Here is a 14,046-nt window from a genome sequence, read left to right as displayed (position 1 = left end):
GTCGCATGATGGGCGTCGTCCACTTCAAGGAGCCCCGATGAAACCCCTGCTCATCCCCGCCCTGTGGCTCGCCGCCTGCGCCGCGGGTGCCCAGCCCCAAGGCGGCCCGCCGCCCGGTGGCGAGCACCGCGGCCCGCCGCCCGAGGCCCTGGCCGCCTGCAAGACAGCCAAGGCCGGTGCGGACTGCAGCTTCACCCATGGCGATCGCACGGTGAAGGGCAGCTGCTGGGCGCCCGACGGCAGGCCGCTGGCCTGCCGCCCCAAGGACGCGCCGCCACCGGCTGCGGGTGCCTCGGCGCCCCCGCCCAGGCGCTGATCAGCCCGCGGCGACGGGGATGCCGACCGGCTTGCCCGAGGCGATGCGCTGCTGCCACTCGGCCGGGCCCGTGACGTGGGCGCTGGTGCCGCTGGCGTCCACGGCCACCGTCACCGGCATGTCGACCACGTCGAACTCGTAGATGGCCTCCATGCCCAGGTCCTCGAAGCCGACGACCTTGGCCCCCTTGATGGCCTTGCTGACGAGGTAGGCGGCGCCGCCGACGGCCATCAGGTAGGCGCTCCTGGCGTCCTTGATGGCCTCGATGGCGACCGGGCCGCGCTCGGCCTTGCCCACCATGGCGATGAGGCCGGTCTTCTCCAGCATCATGCGGGTGAACTTGTCCATGCGCGTGGCGGTGGTGGGGCCGGCCGGGCCGACGACCTCGTCGCGCACCGGGTCGACGGGGCCGACGTAGTAGATGACGCGGTTGGTGAAGTCCACCGGCAGGGGTTCGCCCTTGGCCAGCATGTCCTGGATGCGCTTGTGGGCGGCGTCGCGGCCGGTCAGCATCTTGCCGTTGAGCAGCAGGGTGTCGCCCGGCTTCCAGCTGGCAACCTGCTCCTTGGTCAGCGTGTTCAGGTCGACGCGCTTGCTCTTGTTGTAGTCCGGCGCCCAGTGCACGTCGGGCCACAGGTCCAGGCTCGGCGGCTCGATGTAGCTCGGACCGCTGCCGTCCAGCACGAAGTGCGCATGCCGCGTGGCCGCGCAGTTCGGGATCATGGCGATGGGCTTGCTGGCGGCGTGGGTCGGGAAGGTCTTGATCTTGACGTCCAGCACGGTCGTGAGGCCGCCCAGGCCCTGCGCGCCAATGCCCAGGGCGTTGACCTTCTGGTAGAGCTCGATGCGCAGTTCCTCGAGCTTGTTCTGCGGGCCGCGCTGCAGCAGCTCGTACATGTCGATGTCTTCCATCAGCGCCTGCTTGGCCAGCAGGGCAGCCTTCTCGGCCGTGCCGCCCACGCCGATGCCCAGCATGCCCGGCGGGCACCAGCCGGCACCCATGGTGGGCACGGTCTTGAGCACCCAGTCGACGATGTCGTCGCTGGGGTTGAGCATGTAGACCTTGCTCTTGTTCTCGGAGCCGCCGCCCTTGGCCGCGACGATCACGTCCACCGTGTTGCCGGGCACCACCTCCATCTGCACGACGGCGGGCGTGTTGTCGCGGGTGTTCTTGCGGGCGAAGATGGGGTCGTCCAGGACGCTGGCGCGCAGCTTGTTCTCGGGGTTGAGATAACCCTGGCGCACGCCTTCGTTGATGGCGTCCTCGAGGCTGCCGGTGAAGCCTTCCCAGCGCACGTCCATGCCGATCTTGAGGAAGACGTTGACGATGCCGGTGTCCTGGCAGATGGGCCGTTTGCCTTCGGCGCACATGCGGCTGTTGGTGAGGATCTGCGCGATGGCGTCCTTGGCCGCCGGCGAGGCCTCGGCCTCGTAGGCGCGGGCCAGGTGCTGGATGTAGTCGGCCGGGTGGTAGTAGCTGATGTACTGCAGGGCGGCTGCAACACTGTCGATGAGATCTTGCTGGCGGATCGTGACGGTCATGGCGGGTCTGGGCGGCGGGAAGGAGTTAGGCGGAATTATCGGCGCCCCTACAGACCAAGGGGTTGGGCGGGGTGACTATGCTGGCCCTTTCCGCCGACGAGAAGCTGACGCCATGGACACCCGCATCGAGCGTGACACCTTCGGCCCCATCGAGGTGCCGGCCGACAGGCTCTGGGGGGCGCAGACCCAGCGCTCGCTGCAGAACTTCGACATCTCCGGCGAGCGCCAGTCGCCCGAACTCATCCGTGCGCTGGCGCTGGTGAAGCGCGCCTCGGCGGTCGTGAACGAGGCGCTCGGCCTGCAGGATGCGGCCAGGACCCAGGCCATCGTCGCCGCCGCCGACGAGGTCATCGCGGGCCGGCATGCCGACGAGTTCCCCCTCGTCGTGTGGCAGACGGGATCGGGCACCCAGACCAACATGAACGTCAACGAGGTGCTGGCCAACCGGGCGAGCGAGCTGCTGGGCGGCCCGCGCGGCGAAGGGCGGCTGGTGCACCCCAACGACGACGTCAACCGCAGCCAGAGCAGCAACGACGTCTTCCCGACCGCCATGCATGTGGCGGCCGCGCAGGCCCTCGCCGAGAGGCTGATGCCGCCGCTGCAGGCGCTGCGGGCGACGCTGGCGGCCAAGGCCGAGGCCTTCGACGGCATCGTCAAGATCGGCCGCACCCACCTGCAGGACGCAACGCCCCTGACCCTGGGCCAGGAAATCTCCGGCTGGGTGGCGCAGTTGGCCCAGGGCGAACGCCATGTCCGTGCGGCGCTGCCCCACCTGCACGAACTGGCCCTGGGTGGTACTGCGGTCGGCACCGGGCTCAACGCGCCCAAGGGTTATGCCGAGCAGGTGGCCGCGGAGCTGGCGCGGCTGACGGGCCAGCCCTTCGTCACGGCGCCGAACAAGTTCGAGGCCATGGCCTCCTGCGACGCCCTCGTGCACGCCCACGGCGCCCTCAAGACCCTGGCCGCCAGCATGACCAAGATCGCCAACGACGTGCGCTGGCTGGCCAGTGGCCCGCGCAGCGGCATCGGCGAGATCCGCATCCCGGAGAACGAGCCGGGCTCGTCCATCATGCCGGGCAAGGTCAACCCGACGCAGAGCGAGGCCGTCACCATGCTGGCCGCCCAGGTCATGGGCAACGACGTGGCCATCAACATCGGCGGTGCCTCGGGCAATTTCGAGCTCAACGTCTTCCGCCCGATGGTGATTCACAACTTCCTGCAGAGCGTGCGGCTGCTGGGCGACGGCATGCGCAGCTTCGACGCGCATTGCGCCGCCGGCATCGAGCCCAACGAAGGCCGCATCGCCGAGCTGGTGGAGCGCTCGCTGATGCTGGTGACGGCGCTCAACACCCACATCGGCTACGACAAGGCCGCGCAGATCGCCAAGAAGGCTCACCGGGAGGGCACGAGCCTGCGAGAGGCGGCGCTGGCGCTCGGCCATGTGACGGCCGAGCAGTTCGACGCCTGGGTGGTGCCGGGCCGTATGGTGGGGCGCTGACGCCCCCCGCCTCAGTGTCTGTCGCCGTTGCGCGGCGGCTGCGGCAGCAGGCGGTCGGTGAAGGCGATGGCCATGGCAGACAGCAGAAAGGCGACGTGGATGATGGTCTGCCACATCAACGTCTTCTCCGCATAGTTGTCGGCGTTGATGAAGGTCTTGAGCAGGTGGATGGAGCTGATGCCGATGATGGCGGTGGCGAGCTTGACCTTGAGCACCGAGGCGTTGACGTGGCTCAGCCATTCGGGCTGGTCGGGGTGGCCTTCGAGATCCATGCGCGACACGAAGGTCTCGTAGCCGCCGACGATCACCATGATCAGGAGGTTGGAGATCATCACCACGTCGATGAGGCCGAGCACGACCAGCATCAGGATGGTCTCGTTGAGCTTGGCGATGGGCTCGTAGCCGATGACGGCTCCCGCCGCATCCTTGATGGCCACGCTCTTGTATCCAATGCTCTTGATCAGGATCTCCAGCGCGTGCTGGTCGCCGAAGGCGGCCTCGATCAGGTGCACCAGCTCCGTCCAGAACTGGAAGACGTAGACCGCCTGCGCCAGGATGAGGCCAAGGTACAGCGGCAACTGCAGCCAGCGGCTGGCGAAGATCAAGCGGGGCAGGGGGCGCAGCTGGGGGTCGGAGGGCATGAGGGCGGGCCGGGCAACAATGGCCGGAAATTCTAGGTGGGATGGCCGGCGTTCCAGAGTAAGGACATCGTCAGTCGCCACTATCACAGTCCGCGCCAAGCACTTTCAGGAGACAAGCCATGAGCACGCTGAACACCTATCCGCCCAGCCCCGAGTGGGTCGCGAACGCCCACGTCAAGGGTGAGGCCGGTTATGCGGCGCTGGTGGCCGAGGCCGAGAAGGACTACGCCGGCTACTGGGCCCGCCTGGCCCGCGAGCTGCTGAGCTGGCAGACGCCCTTCACCAGGACCCTCAACGAGGAGAGCGCCCCGTTCTTCAAGTGGTTCGAGGACGGCAAGCTCAACGTCTCCTACAACTGCCTGGACCGCCATGTCGAGGCCGGCAAGGGCGACCGCACGGCGCTCATTTTCGAGGCCGACGACGGTGCCGTCACGAAGGTCAGTTATGCCGAGCTGCTCGGCAAGGTCAGCCAACTGGCCAATGCGCTCAAGGCGCGGGGCATCGAGAAGGGTGACCGGGTCGTCATCTACATGCCCATGTCCGTCGAAGGCGTGGTGGCCATGCAGGCCTGCGCCCGCATCGGCGCCACCCACTCGGTCGTGTTCGGCGGCTTCTCGGCCCAATCGCTGCGCGACCGCGTGCAGGACGCAGGCGCCGTGGCCCTCATCTGCGCGGACGAGCAGCTGCGCGGCGGCAAGGCCCTGCCGCTCAAGGCCATCGTGGACGAGGCGCTGGAAGGCGGCGCCTGCCCCACGCTGAAGGACGTGATCGTCTACAAGCGCACCGGCGGCAAGATCGGCTGGACCGAAGGCCGCGACCTGTGGCTGCACGACCTGATGTCGGCCGAGTCCACCACCTGTCCGCCGGTGTGGGTCGAGGCCGAGCATCCGCTCTTCCTGCTCTACACCTCGGGCTCCACGGGCAAGCCCAAGGGCGTGCAGCACAGCAGCGGCGGCTACCTGCTGCATGCGGCCCTCACCACCAAGTGGACCTTCGACCTCAAAGATGGCGACGTCTTCTGGTGCACGGCCGACATCGGCTGGGTCACCGGCCACACCTACATCACCTACGGCCCGCTGGCCCTGGGCGGCACCGAGATCGTCTTCGAGGGCGTGCCCACCTACCCGGACGCCGGCCGCTTCTGGCAGATGATCCAGAAGCACAAGGTCAGCATCTTCTACACGGCGCCCACGGCCATCCGCTCCCTCATCAAGGCGGCCGAGACCAACGAGGCCGTGCACCCCAAGAACTACGACCTTTCCTCCCTGCGCCTGCTCGGTTCGGTGGGCGAGCCCATCAACCCGGCGGCCTGGGAGTGGTACCACCAGCACGTGGGCGGCGGCCGCTGCCCCATCGTCGACACCTTCTGGCAGACCGAGACCGGCGGCCACATGATCACGCCGTTGCCGGGCGTCACGACGCTGGTGCCGGGCTCCTGCACGCTGCCCTTCCCGGGCATCCAGGCCGCCATCGTCGACGAGACGGGTAACGACGTGCCCAATGGCCAGGGCGGCATCCTGGTCGTCAAGAAGCCCTGGCCCAGCATGATCCGCACCATCTGGGGCGACCCGGAGCGCTTCAAGAAGAGCTACTACCCCGCCGAACTCAAGGGTTATTACCTGGCGGGCGATGGCGCCATCCGCGATGCCGAAACCGGCTACTTCACCATCACCGGCCGCATCGACGACGTGCTCAACGTCTCGGGCCACCGCATGGGCACGATGGAGATCGAGTCGGCCCTGGTCAGCTGCACGGAGCTGGTGGCCGAGGCGGCCGTCGTCGGCCGCCCCGACGACACCACGGGCGAGGCCATCTGCGCCTTCGTCGTGCTCAAGCGCCCGCGCCCGAGCGGCGACGAGGCCAAGGCCATCGCCAAGCAGCTGCGCGACCACGTGGCCAAGGAGATCGGCCCCATCGCCAAGCCCAAGGACATCCGCTTCGGCGACAACCTGCCCAAGACCCGCTCGGGCAAGATCATGCGCCGCCTGCTGCGCGCGGTCGCCAAGGGCGAAGCCGTCACCCAGGACACCAGCACGCTGGAGAATCCGGCCATCCTGGAACAGCTCGGTCAGGCTTACTGACCGGGCTGTTGCAGGCCGCGCCTGGCGCGGTCGGCGCAGCCGAAGGCCGGATTCGGGGCTTGCTCATATCGCTTGCGATGTGAGCGAGCACCAGAACCCCGCCATCCTGGAACAGCTCGGTCAGGCTTACTGACCGGGCTGTTGCAGGCCGCGCCCGGCGCGGTCGGCGCAGCCGAAGGCCGGATTCGGGGCTTGCTCATATCGCTTGTGATGTGAGCGAGCACCAGAACCCCGCCATCCTGGAACAGCTCGGTCAGGCTTACTGACCGGGCTGTTGCAGGCCGCGCCCGGCGCGGTCAGGCCTGTTGAGCCGCCTGCGCCGGTGGCGGCAGGAAGGTGACGACCGGCCGCACCTCGATGTCGGTGCCGAACTGGCGGCCCGGAAAGTCCCGGGCCAGGGCCAGCGCGGCGGGCAGGTCGGCGGCGCTGACCAGCGTGCAGCCCGCCAGAGGCGAGACCTCGGGCTCGCCGGCGTCGCCCTCATGGCTGAGCACGCTGCCCGCCTTGTCGAACACGGACACGGACAGCACCTGGCCGGCTTCGCGCCGGGCCAGCACCCATGCGCGGATGCGTTGCGTGCGGTCGTTCAGTTCGGTCGCGTCCAGCGCGCGGGTGGGACGGTAGAGGAAGGCAAAGACGGGCATGGCATGTCGCGGTGTGGAAATGCCTGCAGGATGCCGGCAGGATCCGGCGCCGGATTGGACAATTTCCGCAGCCTTGCCGCACACGCCATGAAGTTGATTCGCTCCGACGTCTCCGCCCCCGGCGGCCTGATCGAAGGCCTGGCGGTGCTGCGCGTGGACCAACCACTGCAGCGCACGCTGGTGGCCGAGAGCCGGCTCAGCGTCGGCGTGCGCATCGGCGGCTGTGCGCGGCAGTGGCGGCAGTGGCGGCAGGGCGGTTGGGAGACGTTGCCTCGCTTCACGTTGACGGGCGTGCACTGCACGTCTCGCACCATCCACACGTCGGCGGGAGGCGTGCTCGTGCTGGCCCATCTGCATCCGGCGGCGGCCGCGGCCCTCGGCGTCGATGCGCGCCGGATCGTCGAGCGCAGTGTCGATCTGTCCAGCCTGTGGCCCGTGCGGCAGCTCGAGGCGCTGGGCGACAGCCTGGCCGGCGCGCCGGACGATGCGGCGCGCATGCGCCTGCTGGAGTCCGCCGTGGCCGAACGCATCCTGGCCGGCCCGGCGGTGGATGCGCTGGTGTTCGCGGCGGTGGATCGTATCCGTCGCGATCTCGCGGAGATCAGGATCTCGGCGCTGGCCCAGGCCCTGGGGGTTAGCGTCGACACGCTGGAGCGGCGCTTCACGGCCGGTGTCGGCGTCAGCCCCAAGCGCTACGCACGGGCGGCCCGGCTGCGCTCGGCCGTGCTGAGCTACGCGGCCGACATGACGCTCACCGATGTGGCCATGGGCGCCGGCTACTACGACCAGTCGCACTTCGTGCGCGAGATGCAGCGCGCGACGGGCGAAGCGCCCGCGCGGCTGCTGCCGCCCGGGCGCTACTGCTGAGGAAGGTCTGCAAAACCGCTCGTCAATCCGACCGGCATGGGCGCAAGCGTCAAGAACGGACTTGAGCGATCCGGCTTCCGCGTGGAGCAGGCGCTGCGGGGGCGAGTCCAACCTGCAGTGCAGCTCTGCGGACCGCGTTGGCGATCGCCTCAGAGGCGCCCGGGTCGCTTGTGGCGCGCGCCAGCGTCACGCCGCCGGAAAGTAGTGCCATCAACGCCCAGGCTCGTTCCAGACGTTCCTCGGGCTTGCCTTCGGGCAAGCCATCGGCAATGGCTTGCGCCAGCTCGATCATGTGCTCCTGCACCGCAGCCTTGATGTGATCGCCGGCTCGGCCTACCTCGGGAATCAGTGACTGCATGGCGCAGCTGTCTCCCAGCTCGCAGACGCGCTTGTAGCCGAGATAGAAGTCCACGAGAGCCTCCACCCATTGGGCGCCGCTGGTCGCGCGCAGCCGTTCGACAGCCGCTCTGAGTTCATCGATGCCGCTCAGCACCGCCTCCTTGAAGGCGGCCTCCTTGGACGAGAAGTGCACGTAGAAGGCGCCAGATGTGACGCCGGCTTCCTTGGCCAGGCCGTCGATCCCAATTCCGCCAAAGCCACCCCGTTTGAAGCCTCGCCCGGAGGCCTCAACGATGCGCTGACGGGTCTGCGCCTTCTGCTCGGTCCGCGACATGGGAACTCTCCTCGTCAAGTTTTTTGAGCAGTGTAATTGACGGGATAACGATCGTTATGTAATCTCGGATAACGATCGTTATGTTGACGATCGGACTTGCCACGACATCGGTGAGTCACATCCCTCAATTGGAGTTCCGACATGCCCATCACTCTCACCCTCACCGAAGGCGTCCTTCCCCGGGGTACTGAGCGCCAAGCGATCGCCCAGATCACCGCAGCGCTGCTGAAGCATCACGGCCTGACGGGCAACAAGGTCATGACGCCCAACATCACCGCGCACGTGAACGTCCTGCCGAAGGGCATGAGCTTCGCCGGCGGTGAGGAAGTCGACGGCGCCTGGATCGAGACCAAGACGCCAGCTTTCGCATTGGCCAGCCATGAGGTGCAAGCCGCCTTCTTCGGAGAAGCTACGCAGATCATTCACGACCTATCGGGTGGCAAGTTGCCGGTCGAGCGCATCTGGTCCAACGGCGTGCATGCCGTGGATGGCACCTGGAACATGAACGGCAAGGCCCTGACCAATGCCGAGCTTGGCGCCGAGGTCGGCAAGGGCTGAGGAAGCCGCCTTGGCCGGGCGGCGCCGCGAGTCAGATCGAGGCGCCGCACGGCTCCGCCATTCCGCCCAAACTGAACAGAGAACTTCATGGCCTACCCAATTCACTCCGTTGACTCTGCGCGTAGGCAATCTCGAGCGCTCCCTGTCGTTCTACGTGGGCATCTTGGGAATGACCTTGTTCCGGCGGGAGGACTACCCAAGCGGGAGATTCACTCTGGCCTTCGTAGGCTACGGCAGCGAAGAGACCTCGCCGGCGATTGAGTTCACGCACAACTGGGATCGCGATCACTACGAGCCCGGCGCGGCCTATGGGCACATCGCGTTGTCGGTACCAGACGCCGCCGCCTGCGCCAGATTCGCGGCGCTGGGCGTTCGCATCCTGCGCTTGGCTGCGCGGCATCCGCCCGCAGCTGCTGGGCAGCCGCGCTCCGGTGTCGAGGCCCGGATCTGGCCTATGGGCGCCGGTGCTGGCCGTTGCGCACCTTGAGCCCGATCAGCACCAGGCCGCCGAGCATCAGGGCGACGCTGGCCGGCTCCGGCACGGGCGACACGTTCAGCGCCTGGTCGAGGTGGATCTTCAGGAACTCGGTGTTGTCCGAGGTCAGCGCGCGGCCGCCGCCTCCGGGGAAGTTGTTGTCGTTGACCACCAGCAGCGTGTGCGCGTCGACGACGTGCACGTTCTCGATGGTCACGTACGGGAAGGTGAAGGTCGTGCTGCCGTCGCCGTTGAGATCGCTGGGGTCGGCGATGTTTATCAGGTCGACGAGTTCGGTCTTCTCGACGGTGCCGTCGGCGCCCACCTTGCTCAGGTCCACCTTGAACAGCTTCTTGAACGGCGTGCCGCCGGTGGCCGTCGCGCCGTTGCGCTCGATGACGATGAATTCGTGGTCGTTGATCGCCGTCATGTCCCCGATGTTGGTGCCGTTGGCATCGAGCTTGTAGAGCAGCTGCCAGCGGCGTAGGCGTTGGTGTCGATGTTGAACTCGTTGATGCGCAGCGTCTTGGCGGGGTCGCCCGTGACGGTGCCTTCGAGCAGGGTGTAGAGGCGGTCGCCGCCCTTGTTGATGGCCATGCCCTCGAATCCGCGCGAGCCGCCCAGGTTGGCCGGCGCGGCGCCGCGGTAGGCGTTCTCCGGTGCGTAGACGCCGGGCAGGCTGACGTCGCGCGCCAGCACCTTGCCGGTGGCGTCGGTCTTCACGAGGTAGGGGCCGAATTCGTCGCCGAACCAGAGATGGCCGTACTTGTCCTGGCGCACGCTCTCGGTGTCGAGGTCGGCGCCGGTCAGCAGTTGGTTGGCCCGGATGCCGGCGTCCACGGCGATGCCCTTGGGGTTCAGGCTGGCGCTGCCGTTGTAGTACTGCGCGTAGTCGGCCTGGATGGCGAAGCCGAGCTTGCGGTTCGGGTCGCTGAGCGTGATGCGGGTGCTGGCGTCGAAGCCGGCGCGGGCCGCGCCTGTGGCCCAGTCGGCGGCGGAGACGGTGCCGCTGCCGCCGCTGGCGGTGCGGAAGTCCGGCAGCACGGCGTACATGCGCAGCAGCGAATCGGCCGAACTGGCTTGCGTGCCGAAGCCGTTGTCGACCAGGAAGCGGTAGCTGCCACCGGCGCCTTGCAGCACGCCCGAGAAGCCCTGCACCGGCTGAAGGTTCAGGTAGGGCGGGTTGTTGGCCGGGCTGGCGGCGTTGGCGAAGCCGAACTGGCCGGAGGTGGGGCCGTCGGAGAAGGTGGCGGCGGGCATGACGGCCCAGCCTTCGAGGCTGGGCGAGGCGGCATGTGCGGCGGAGCCAGCGCAGAGTGCCACGGCCAGGCCGATGGCGGAGGGCAGGAGGCGGGTGGGCTTCATGGGCGGGGGCCGGGTGAGGCGCGCAGAACAGCCTGCGCGCGGCGGATTCTTGGAAGCTGCCGTGACCACCCCGTGAAGCCGGCCCATGCGCCGCCCTGGCGTTCTAGGGAGGTGCTGCCCGCCCCAAAAGGAAACGGGCCCCGAGGGGCCCGTTTCAAGGAGGCGTCAGCGACGCAGCGTCACTTGACCGTCAGCACCCACTTGGCCAGGGTCTCGGCTTCGGCCGGGGTCACCTGGGTGTTGGGCGGCATGGGCACGGGGCCCCAGACGCCGGAGCCGCCCTTCTGGATCTTGTCGGCCAGTTTCTTGTACGCGTCCTTTTCCTTGGCGTACTTGGCGGCCACGTCCTTGTAGGCGGGGCCGACGACCTTCTTGTCCAACGCGTGGCAGGCCATGCAATTCTTCTTCTGCGCCAATTCTTGGTTGGCGAATGCGGCGGGGGCGAAGAGGGCAAGACTGAGAATCAAGACTTTCATGCGAACCTTTCTAGGCGTTGAACTACAGTGAATGCAAAAGATACCTGAAGGAGAGCCCGAATGGGTTTCGTATTGATCGGTGTGCTCTTCATCGTGTTGCGATTGGGCGGCTGGGTGCAGTTCCACAACAGTGATGTGTGGGCGTGGGTGATCGTCCTGTCGCCCTTCGCGCTGGCGGTGGCATGGTGGGCCTGGTCGGATGCCAGCGGGTTGACGCAGCGCAAGGCCATGGATGCCATGGACAAGAAAAAGGCCTCGCGCCGCGAACAGCAGATGGAAGCGCTCGGCCAGGCGCGGCCGGGCGCGCGCAAGAAGCGCTGAGCTGTCGCCGCTCTAACTGAAGTCACGCCGGGCAAACCCGGGCATCCGCGGGGCATGACTCCGGAGACCGCCGCATGAATGTCCGCCCGCTTCCCGTCGCCCTCGAGACTCAACAGCCCGACGAAACCTTGCGCCATCTCGAACGCGCCCGTGCGCTGGAGCGCTTCGTGCAGAACCGGCGCGCCAACCCGCGCAACGTCGAGGAGGCCCGCAGGCTGCTGGCCAGCCTGGCCTGAGCGACGGCCGGCGCGAGGCCGTCGTGCACGCTGGCTATGATGCGCGCCGCTTCCTCCTTCCTGCTTAGCGCATGCTGGTTCATCCCCAGTTCGACCCCATCGCCCTCCGTGTCGGCCCCCTGGCCATCCACTGGTACGGCATCACCTACCTGATCGCCTTCGGCCTCTTCCTGTGGCTGGCCGGCCGGCGGGCCCGCATGCCCCAGCACGCCGCGGTGGGCTGGACTCGGCAGGACGTGGACGACGTGCTCTTCTACGGCGTGCTCGGCGTGGTGCTCGGTGGCCGGCTGGGCTACTGCTTCTTCTACAAGCCCGACTACTACCTTCATCACCTGGCGGAGATCGTCGAGGTCTGGAAGGGCGGCATGTCCTTCCACGGCGGCCTGCTGGGTGTGTTGCTGGGCCTCTACCTCTTCGGCCGGCGGCGTGGGCGCAGCTTCTTCGAAGTGTCGGACCTGATCGCCCCTTGCGTGCCGCTGGGCATCGCCGCGGTGCGCCTGGGCAACTTCATCAACGGCGAGCTGTGGGGGCGGCCTGCGCCGGCCGACCTGCCCTGGGCCGTGGTCTTCCCGCAGGCCCACGATGGCGGCATCGCGCGCCATCCTTCCCAGCTCTACCAGGCGGCGGGCGAGGGCCTGCTGCTGTTCATCATCCTGTGGTTCTACGCGCGCAAGCCGCGCGCGACGGGCCAGATCTCGGGCGTCTTCATGATGGGCTACGGCGTGCTGCGCTTCGTGGCCGAATACTTCCGCGAGCCCGACGATTTCCTCGGCCTGCGCGCCCTGCAGCTGAGCCAGGGCCAGTGGCTGAGCCTGCCGATGGTGGTGGTGGGCGCCCTGATCTTCGCCTGGGCCACCAAGCGCAACCAACGACCGGCGGGTTGAAGCGTGCGACAGATCTTCTTCGATACCGAGACCACCGGCCTGGAGGCCGACAAGGGCGACCGCATCATCGAAATCGGCTGCGTGGAGATGATCAACCGGCAGCTGACCGGCAACAACCTGCATCTCTACATCAACCCGGAGCGCGCCAGCCACGAGGACGCGCTGCGGGTGCACGGGCTGACCGAGGAATTCCTGGCGGACAAGCCCAAGTTCGCCGAGATCGTCGACCAGCTGCTCGAATTCCTCGCAGGTGCCGAACTCGTCATCCACAACGCCCCCTTTGACATCGGCTTCATCAACGCGGAGCTGAAGCGGCTCAGGCGCGGCGTGCTGACCGACCACGTCGGCGGCGTGCGCGACACGCTGCTGATGGCGCGCGACCTCTTCCCCGGCAAGGCCAATTCCCTGGACGCCCTGTGCCGACGGCTCGAGGTCGACAACTCCAAGCGGACCCTGCACGGCGCCCTGCTCGACGCCGAGCTGCTGGCCGACGTCTACATCCGCCTCACGCGCGGCCAGGACGCCCTGCTGATGGATGAACACGGCGAAGGCGCGCACGGTGACGCCCAGGCGTCGATCGAAGCCGTGGACCTGAGCCGCTTCCAACTGCCCGTGCTGACGGCCGACGCGGCGGAGATGGAGGCCCATGCCAAGCTCCTGGCCGAACTCGACAAGGCCGCGGGCGGCGCCTGCAAATGGCGCCAGCTGGAACCCGTTCAACCCGTGGCATAATCGCGGGCTTCCCGGAAAGCGGGAGCTGCAGACCGGGCGCGAGCCCGGCATTCAGGGCGGTTAGCTCAGCGGTAGAGCACTGCCTTCACACGGCAGGGGTCGCAGGTTCGAACCCTGCACCGCCCACCAGCCTTCGCGCTGGTGACCTGAATGCAGCGAACGCACCCAAGAATCCGGGCGGTTAGCTCAGCGGTAGAGCACTGCCTTCACACGGCAGGGGTCGCAGGTTCGAACCCTGCACCGCCCACCATCGAGACGTCACCGCCGTCCGATCCGAAATCAAGCACTTGGCGGAGACGCCAGGTGCTTTTTTCTTGGACCGCGGCAAAGCGTTGCCAAGCCGACCCCCGAGGCCGGCGTGTTGACATGGCGCAATGCCCCTCGCTCGGCACGGCCCAGACTTAGGGCTTGAATGCCTGGAGCGCGCATGCCTGACTCCGCAAAGAACACCGCCAACCCGCAGGGCACGGCAGACATCGCGGACCTCGTCCTCGAGCTTGTCGATCACCTTGATGCGATGGTGGCCTACTGGGACGCCGGGCAGATCTGCCGCTTTGCCAACCAGGCTTACAAGGATTGGTTCGGCCGGGGCCGCGACGAACTGCTGGGCACGATGCGTATTCCATGCGATCGCGGACACCGTTCCGCTGTGATGGCGGACAGCATTCCGCCGTGATGGCGGACACCGTTCCACGCTGATGGCGGACAGCATTCCAAACTGATCGCGGACACCGGGA

The 14,046-nt window shown here is 67.6% G+C and carries 17 protein-coding genes, 2 tRNA genes and 1 pseudogene; 13 read left to right on the top strand and 7 right to left on the bottom strand.

Translation table 11 applies throughout. The annotated features are described in order from the left end of the window. The first annotated feature begins 37 nt into the window (after nucleotides 1-37). Nucleotides 38-316, top strand: a complete 279-nt coding sequence (locus LXT12_RS25730; protein WP_233395224.1) for a hypothetical protein — start codon at nucleotides 38-40, stop codon at nucleotides 314-316. On the opposite strand, the gene LXT12_RS25725 is transcribed toward LXT12_RS25730, so the two are convergent. Beyond that, nucleotides 317-1,858, bottom strand: coding sequence for a fumarate hydratase (locus LXT12_RS25725; RefSeq protein ID WP_233395222.1), 1,542 nt, complete (start codon nucleotides 1,856-1,858; stop codon nucleotides 317-319). 112 nt (nucleotides 1,859-1,970) lie between these two features. Between LXT12_RS25725 and fumC the strand changes: the two genes are divergently transcribed. Then, on the top strand, nucleotides 1,971-3,356 hold the full coding sequence (gene fumC, locus LXT12_RS25720; RefSeq protein ID WP_233395221.1) for a class II fumarate hydratase: 1,386 nt from the start codon (nucleotides 1,971-1,973) through the stop codon (nucleotides 3,354-3,356). A gap of 11 nt (nucleotides 3,357-3,367) precedes the next feature. Here fumC and LXT12_RS25715 read toward each other — a convergent pair whose 3' ends face one another. After that, on the bottom strand, nucleotides 3,368-3,997 hold the full coding sequence (locus LXT12_RS25715; RefSeq protein WP_233395219.1) for a TIGR00645 family protein: 630 nt from the start codon (nucleotides 3,995-3,997) through the stop codon (nucleotides 3,368-3,370). 119 nt (nucleotides 3,998-4,116) lie between these two features. Here LXT12_RS25715 and acs point away from each other — a divergent pair, with 119 nt between their 5' ends. Then, nucleotides 4,117-6,078 carry an acetate--CoA ligase gene (gene acs, locus LXT12_RS25710; protein WP_233395217.1) on the top strand — a complete coding sequence of 654 codons (1,962 nt, stop codon included), beginning with the start codon at nucleotides 4,117-4,119 and terminating at the stop codon, nucleotides 6,076-6,078. 296 nt (nucleotides 6,079-6,374) lie between these two features. On the opposite strand, the gene LXT12_RS25705 is transcribed toward acs, so the two are convergent. After that, nucleotides 6,375-6,722 carry a hypothetical protein gene (locus LXT12_RS25705; protein WP_233395212.1) on the bottom strand — a complete coding sequence of 116 codons (348 nt, stop codon included), beginning with the start codon at nucleotides 6,720-6,722 and terminating at the stop codon, nucleotides 6,375-6,377. A gap of 87 nt (nucleotides 6,723-6,809) precedes the next feature. Here LXT12_RS25705 and LXT12_RS25700 point away from each other — a divergent pair, with 87 nt between their 5' ends. Beyond that, the gene (locus tag LXT12_RS25700; RefSeq protein ID WP_233395209.1) at nucleotides 6,810-7,589 is read left to right on the top strand and encodes an AraC family transcriptional regulator; all 780 of its coding nucleotides are present in this window, start codon (nucleotides 6,810-6,812) and stop codon (nucleotides 7,587-7,589) included. 49 nt (nucleotides 7,590-7,638) lie between these two features. Here the strand turns inward: LXT12_RS25700 and LXT12_RS25695 are convergent, their stop codons facing one another. Beyond that, nucleotides 7,639-8,262: a TetR/AcrR family transcriptional regulator gene (locus LXT12_RS25695; protein WP_233395208.1), complete on the bottom strand. Its 624-nt coding sequence runs from the start codon at nucleotides 8,260-8,262 to the stop codon at nucleotides 7,639-7,641. 141 nt (nucleotides 8,263-8,403) lie between these two features. On the opposite strand from LXT12_RS25695, the gene LXT12_RS25690 reads away from it, so the two are divergent. Together LXT12_RS25690 and LXT12_RS27170 are read left to right on the top strand one after the other, a co-directional pair. Further along, complete coding sequence (locus LXT12_RS25690) at nucleotides 8,404-8,820, top strand: 4-oxalocrotonate tautomerase (protein WP_233395206.1); 417 nt, start codon at nucleotides 8,404-8,406, stop codon at nucleotides 8,818-8,820. Further along, nucleotides 8,786-9,307, top strand: a complete 522-nt coding sequence (locus tag LXT12_RS27170) for a VOC family protein (RefSeq protein ID WP_255763792.1) — start codon at nucleotides 8,786-8,788, stop codon at nucleotides 9,305-9,307. Before LXT12_RS25690 ends, LXT12_RS27170 begins: the two co-directional genes overlap by 35 nt. Here the strand turns inward: LXT12_RS27170 and LXT12_RS27090 are convergent. The 3 genes and pseudogenes from LXT12_RS27090 to LXT12_RS25670 all read right to left on the bottom strand — a co-directional run bounded on the left by LXT12_RS27090 (nucleotide 9,273) and on the right by LXT12_RS25670 (nucleotide 11,136). After that, nucleotides 9,273-9,362: a PEP-CTERM sorting domain-containing protein gene (locus LXT12_RS27090; RefSeq protein WP_349255051.1), complete on the bottom strand. Its 90-nt coding sequence runs from the start codon at nucleotides 9,360-9,362 to the stop codon at nucleotides 9,273-9,275. The genes LXT12_RS27170 and LXT12_RS27090 overlap by 35 nt on opposite strands. A 144-nt stretch (nucleotides 9,363-9,506) precedes the next feature. Continuing rightward, nucleotides 9,507-10,555: pseudogene (locus LXT12_RS25675) on the bottom strand (esterase-like activity of phytase family protein); the annotation flags it as partial. 284 nt (nucleotides 10,556-10,839) lie between these two features. Further along, the gene (locus LXT12_RS25670) at nucleotides 10,840-11,136 is read right to left on the bottom strand and encodes a c-type cytochrome (RefSeq protein ID WP_233395204.1); all 297 of its coding nucleotides are present in this window, start codon (nucleotides 11,134-11,136) and stop codon (nucleotides 10,840-10,842) included. A 60-nt stretch (nucleotides 11,137-11,196) separates the two neighbouring features. Between LXT12_RS25670 and LXT12_RS25665 the strand changes: the two genes are divergently transcribed. The 7 genes from LXT12_RS25665 (at nucleotide 11,197) to LXT12_RS25635 (ending at nucleotide 13,985) form a co-directional block, all read left to right on the top strand. Next, nucleotides 11,197-11,457 (top strand): TIGR04438 family Trp-rich protein, encoded by a 261-nt coding sequence (locus tag LXT12_RS25665; protein ID WP_233395202.1) that lies wholly within the window; start codon nucleotides 11,197-11,199, stop codon nucleotides 11,455-11,457. A 74-nt stretch (nucleotides 11,458-11,531) separates the two neighbouring features. Beyond that, nucleotides 11,532-11,693, top strand: coding sequence for a hypothetical protein (locus LXT12_RS25660; protein WP_233395201.1), 162 nt, complete (start codon nucleotides 11,532-11,534; stop codon nucleotides 11,691-11,693). Between the two features lie 71 nt (nucleotides 11,694-11,764). Next, nucleotides 11,765-12,577 carry a prolipoprotein diacylglyceryl transferase gene (gene lgt, locus LXT12_RS25655; RefSeq protein WP_233395198.1) on the top strand — a complete coding sequence of 271 codons (813 nt, stop codon included), beginning with the start codon at nucleotides 11,765-11,767 and terminating at the stop codon, nucleotides 12,575-12,577. A gap of 3 nt (nucleotides 12,578-12,580) precedes the next feature. Next, the gene (gene dnaQ / locus LXT12_RS25650) at nucleotides 12,581-13,309 is read left to right on the top strand and encodes a DNA polymerase III subunit epsilon (RefSeq protein WP_233395196.1); all 729 of its coding nucleotides are present in this window, start codon (nucleotides 12,581-12,583) and stop codon (nucleotides 13,307-13,309) included. Between the two features lie 54 nt (nucleotides 13,310-13,363). Continuing rightward, nucleotides 13,364-13,438 (top strand) — tRNA-Val (locus LXT12_RS25645). A gap of 46 nt (nucleotides 13,439-13,484) precedes the next feature. Beyond that, nucleotides 13,485-13,559: transfer RNA gene (locus LXT12_RS25640), tRNA-Val, on the top strand. Nucleotides 13,560-13,736: 177 nt separating this feature from the next. Further along, a complete protein-coding gene (locus tag LXT12_RS25635; protein WP_233395194.1) occupies nucleotides 13,737-13,985 on the top strand; it encodes a PAS domain-containing protein in 249 nt (82 codons plus the stop codon). Nucleotides 13,986-14,046 lie beyond the last annotated feature (61 nt).

The organism is Pelomonas caseinilytica, from assembly GCF_021353235.1.
Taxonomy (GTDB): Bacteria; Pseudomonadota; Gammaproteobacteria; order Burkholderiales; family Burkholderiaceae_C; genus Pelomonas; species Pelomonas caseinilytica.
The sequence above is the reverse complement of the archived record's forward strand: the minus strand, read 5'-3'. Positions and strand labels throughout refer to the sequence as shown.

Coding starts and splice junctions, on each gene's coding strand:
- LXT12_RS25730 (WP_233395224.1), top strand. CDS start 38: ATGAAACCCCTGCTCATCCCCGCCCTGTGGCTCGCCGCCTGCGCCGCG.
- LXT12_RS25725 (WP_233395222.1), bottom strand. CDS start 1,858: ATGACCGTCACGATCCGCCAGCAAGATCTCATCGACAGTGTTGCAGCC.
- fumC (WP_233395221.1), top strand. CDS start 1,971: ATGGACACCCGCATCGAGCGTGACACCTTCGGCCCCATCGAGGTGCCG.
- LXT12_RS25715 (WP_233395219.1), bottom strand. CDS start 3,997: ATGCCCTCCGACCCCCAGCTGCGCCCCCTGCCCCGCTTGATCTTCGCC.
- acs (WP_233395217.1), top strand. CDS start 4,117: ATGAGCACGCTGAACACCTATCCGCCCAGCCCCGAGTGGGTCGCGAAC.
- LXT12_RS25705 (WP_233395212.1), bottom strand. CDS start 6,722: ATGCCCGTCTTTGCCTTCCTCTACCGTCCCACCCGCGCGCTGGACGCG.
- LXT12_RS25700 (WP_233395209.1), top strand. CDS start 6,810: ATGAAGTTGATTCGCTCCGACGTCTCCGCCCCCGGCGGCCTGATCGAA.
- LXT12_RS25695 (WP_233395208.1), bottom strand. CDS start 8,262: ATGTCGCGGACCGAGCAGAAGGCGCAGACCCGTCAGCGCATCGTTGAG.
- LXT12_RS25690 (WP_233395206.1), top strand. CDS start 8,404: ATGCCCATCACTCTCACCCTCACCGAAGGCGTCCTTCCCCGGGGTACT.
- LXT12_RS27170 (WP_255763792.1), top strand. CDS start 8,786: ATGCCGAGCTTGGCGCCGAGGTCGGCAAGGGCTGAGGAAGCCGCCTTG.
- LXT12_RS25670 (WP_233395204.1), bottom strand. CDS start 11,136: ATGAAAGTCTTGATTCTCAGTCTTGCCCTCTTCGCCCCCGCCGCATTC.
- LXT12_RS25665 (WP_233395202.1), top strand. CDS start 11,197: ATGGGTTTCGTATTGATCGGTGTGCTCTTCATCGTGTTGCGATTGGGC.
- LXT12_RS25660 (WP_233395201.1), top strand. CDS start 11,532: ATGAATGTCCGCCCGCTTCCCGTCGCCCTCGAGACTCAACAGCCCGAC.
- lgt (WP_233395198.1), top strand. CDS start 11,765: ATGCTGGTTCATCCCCAGTTCGACCCCATCGCCCTCCGTGTCGGCCCC.
- LXT12_RS25635 (WP_233395194.1), top strand. CDS start 13,737: ATGCCTGACTCCGCAAAGAACACCGCCAACCCGCAGGGCACGGCAGAC.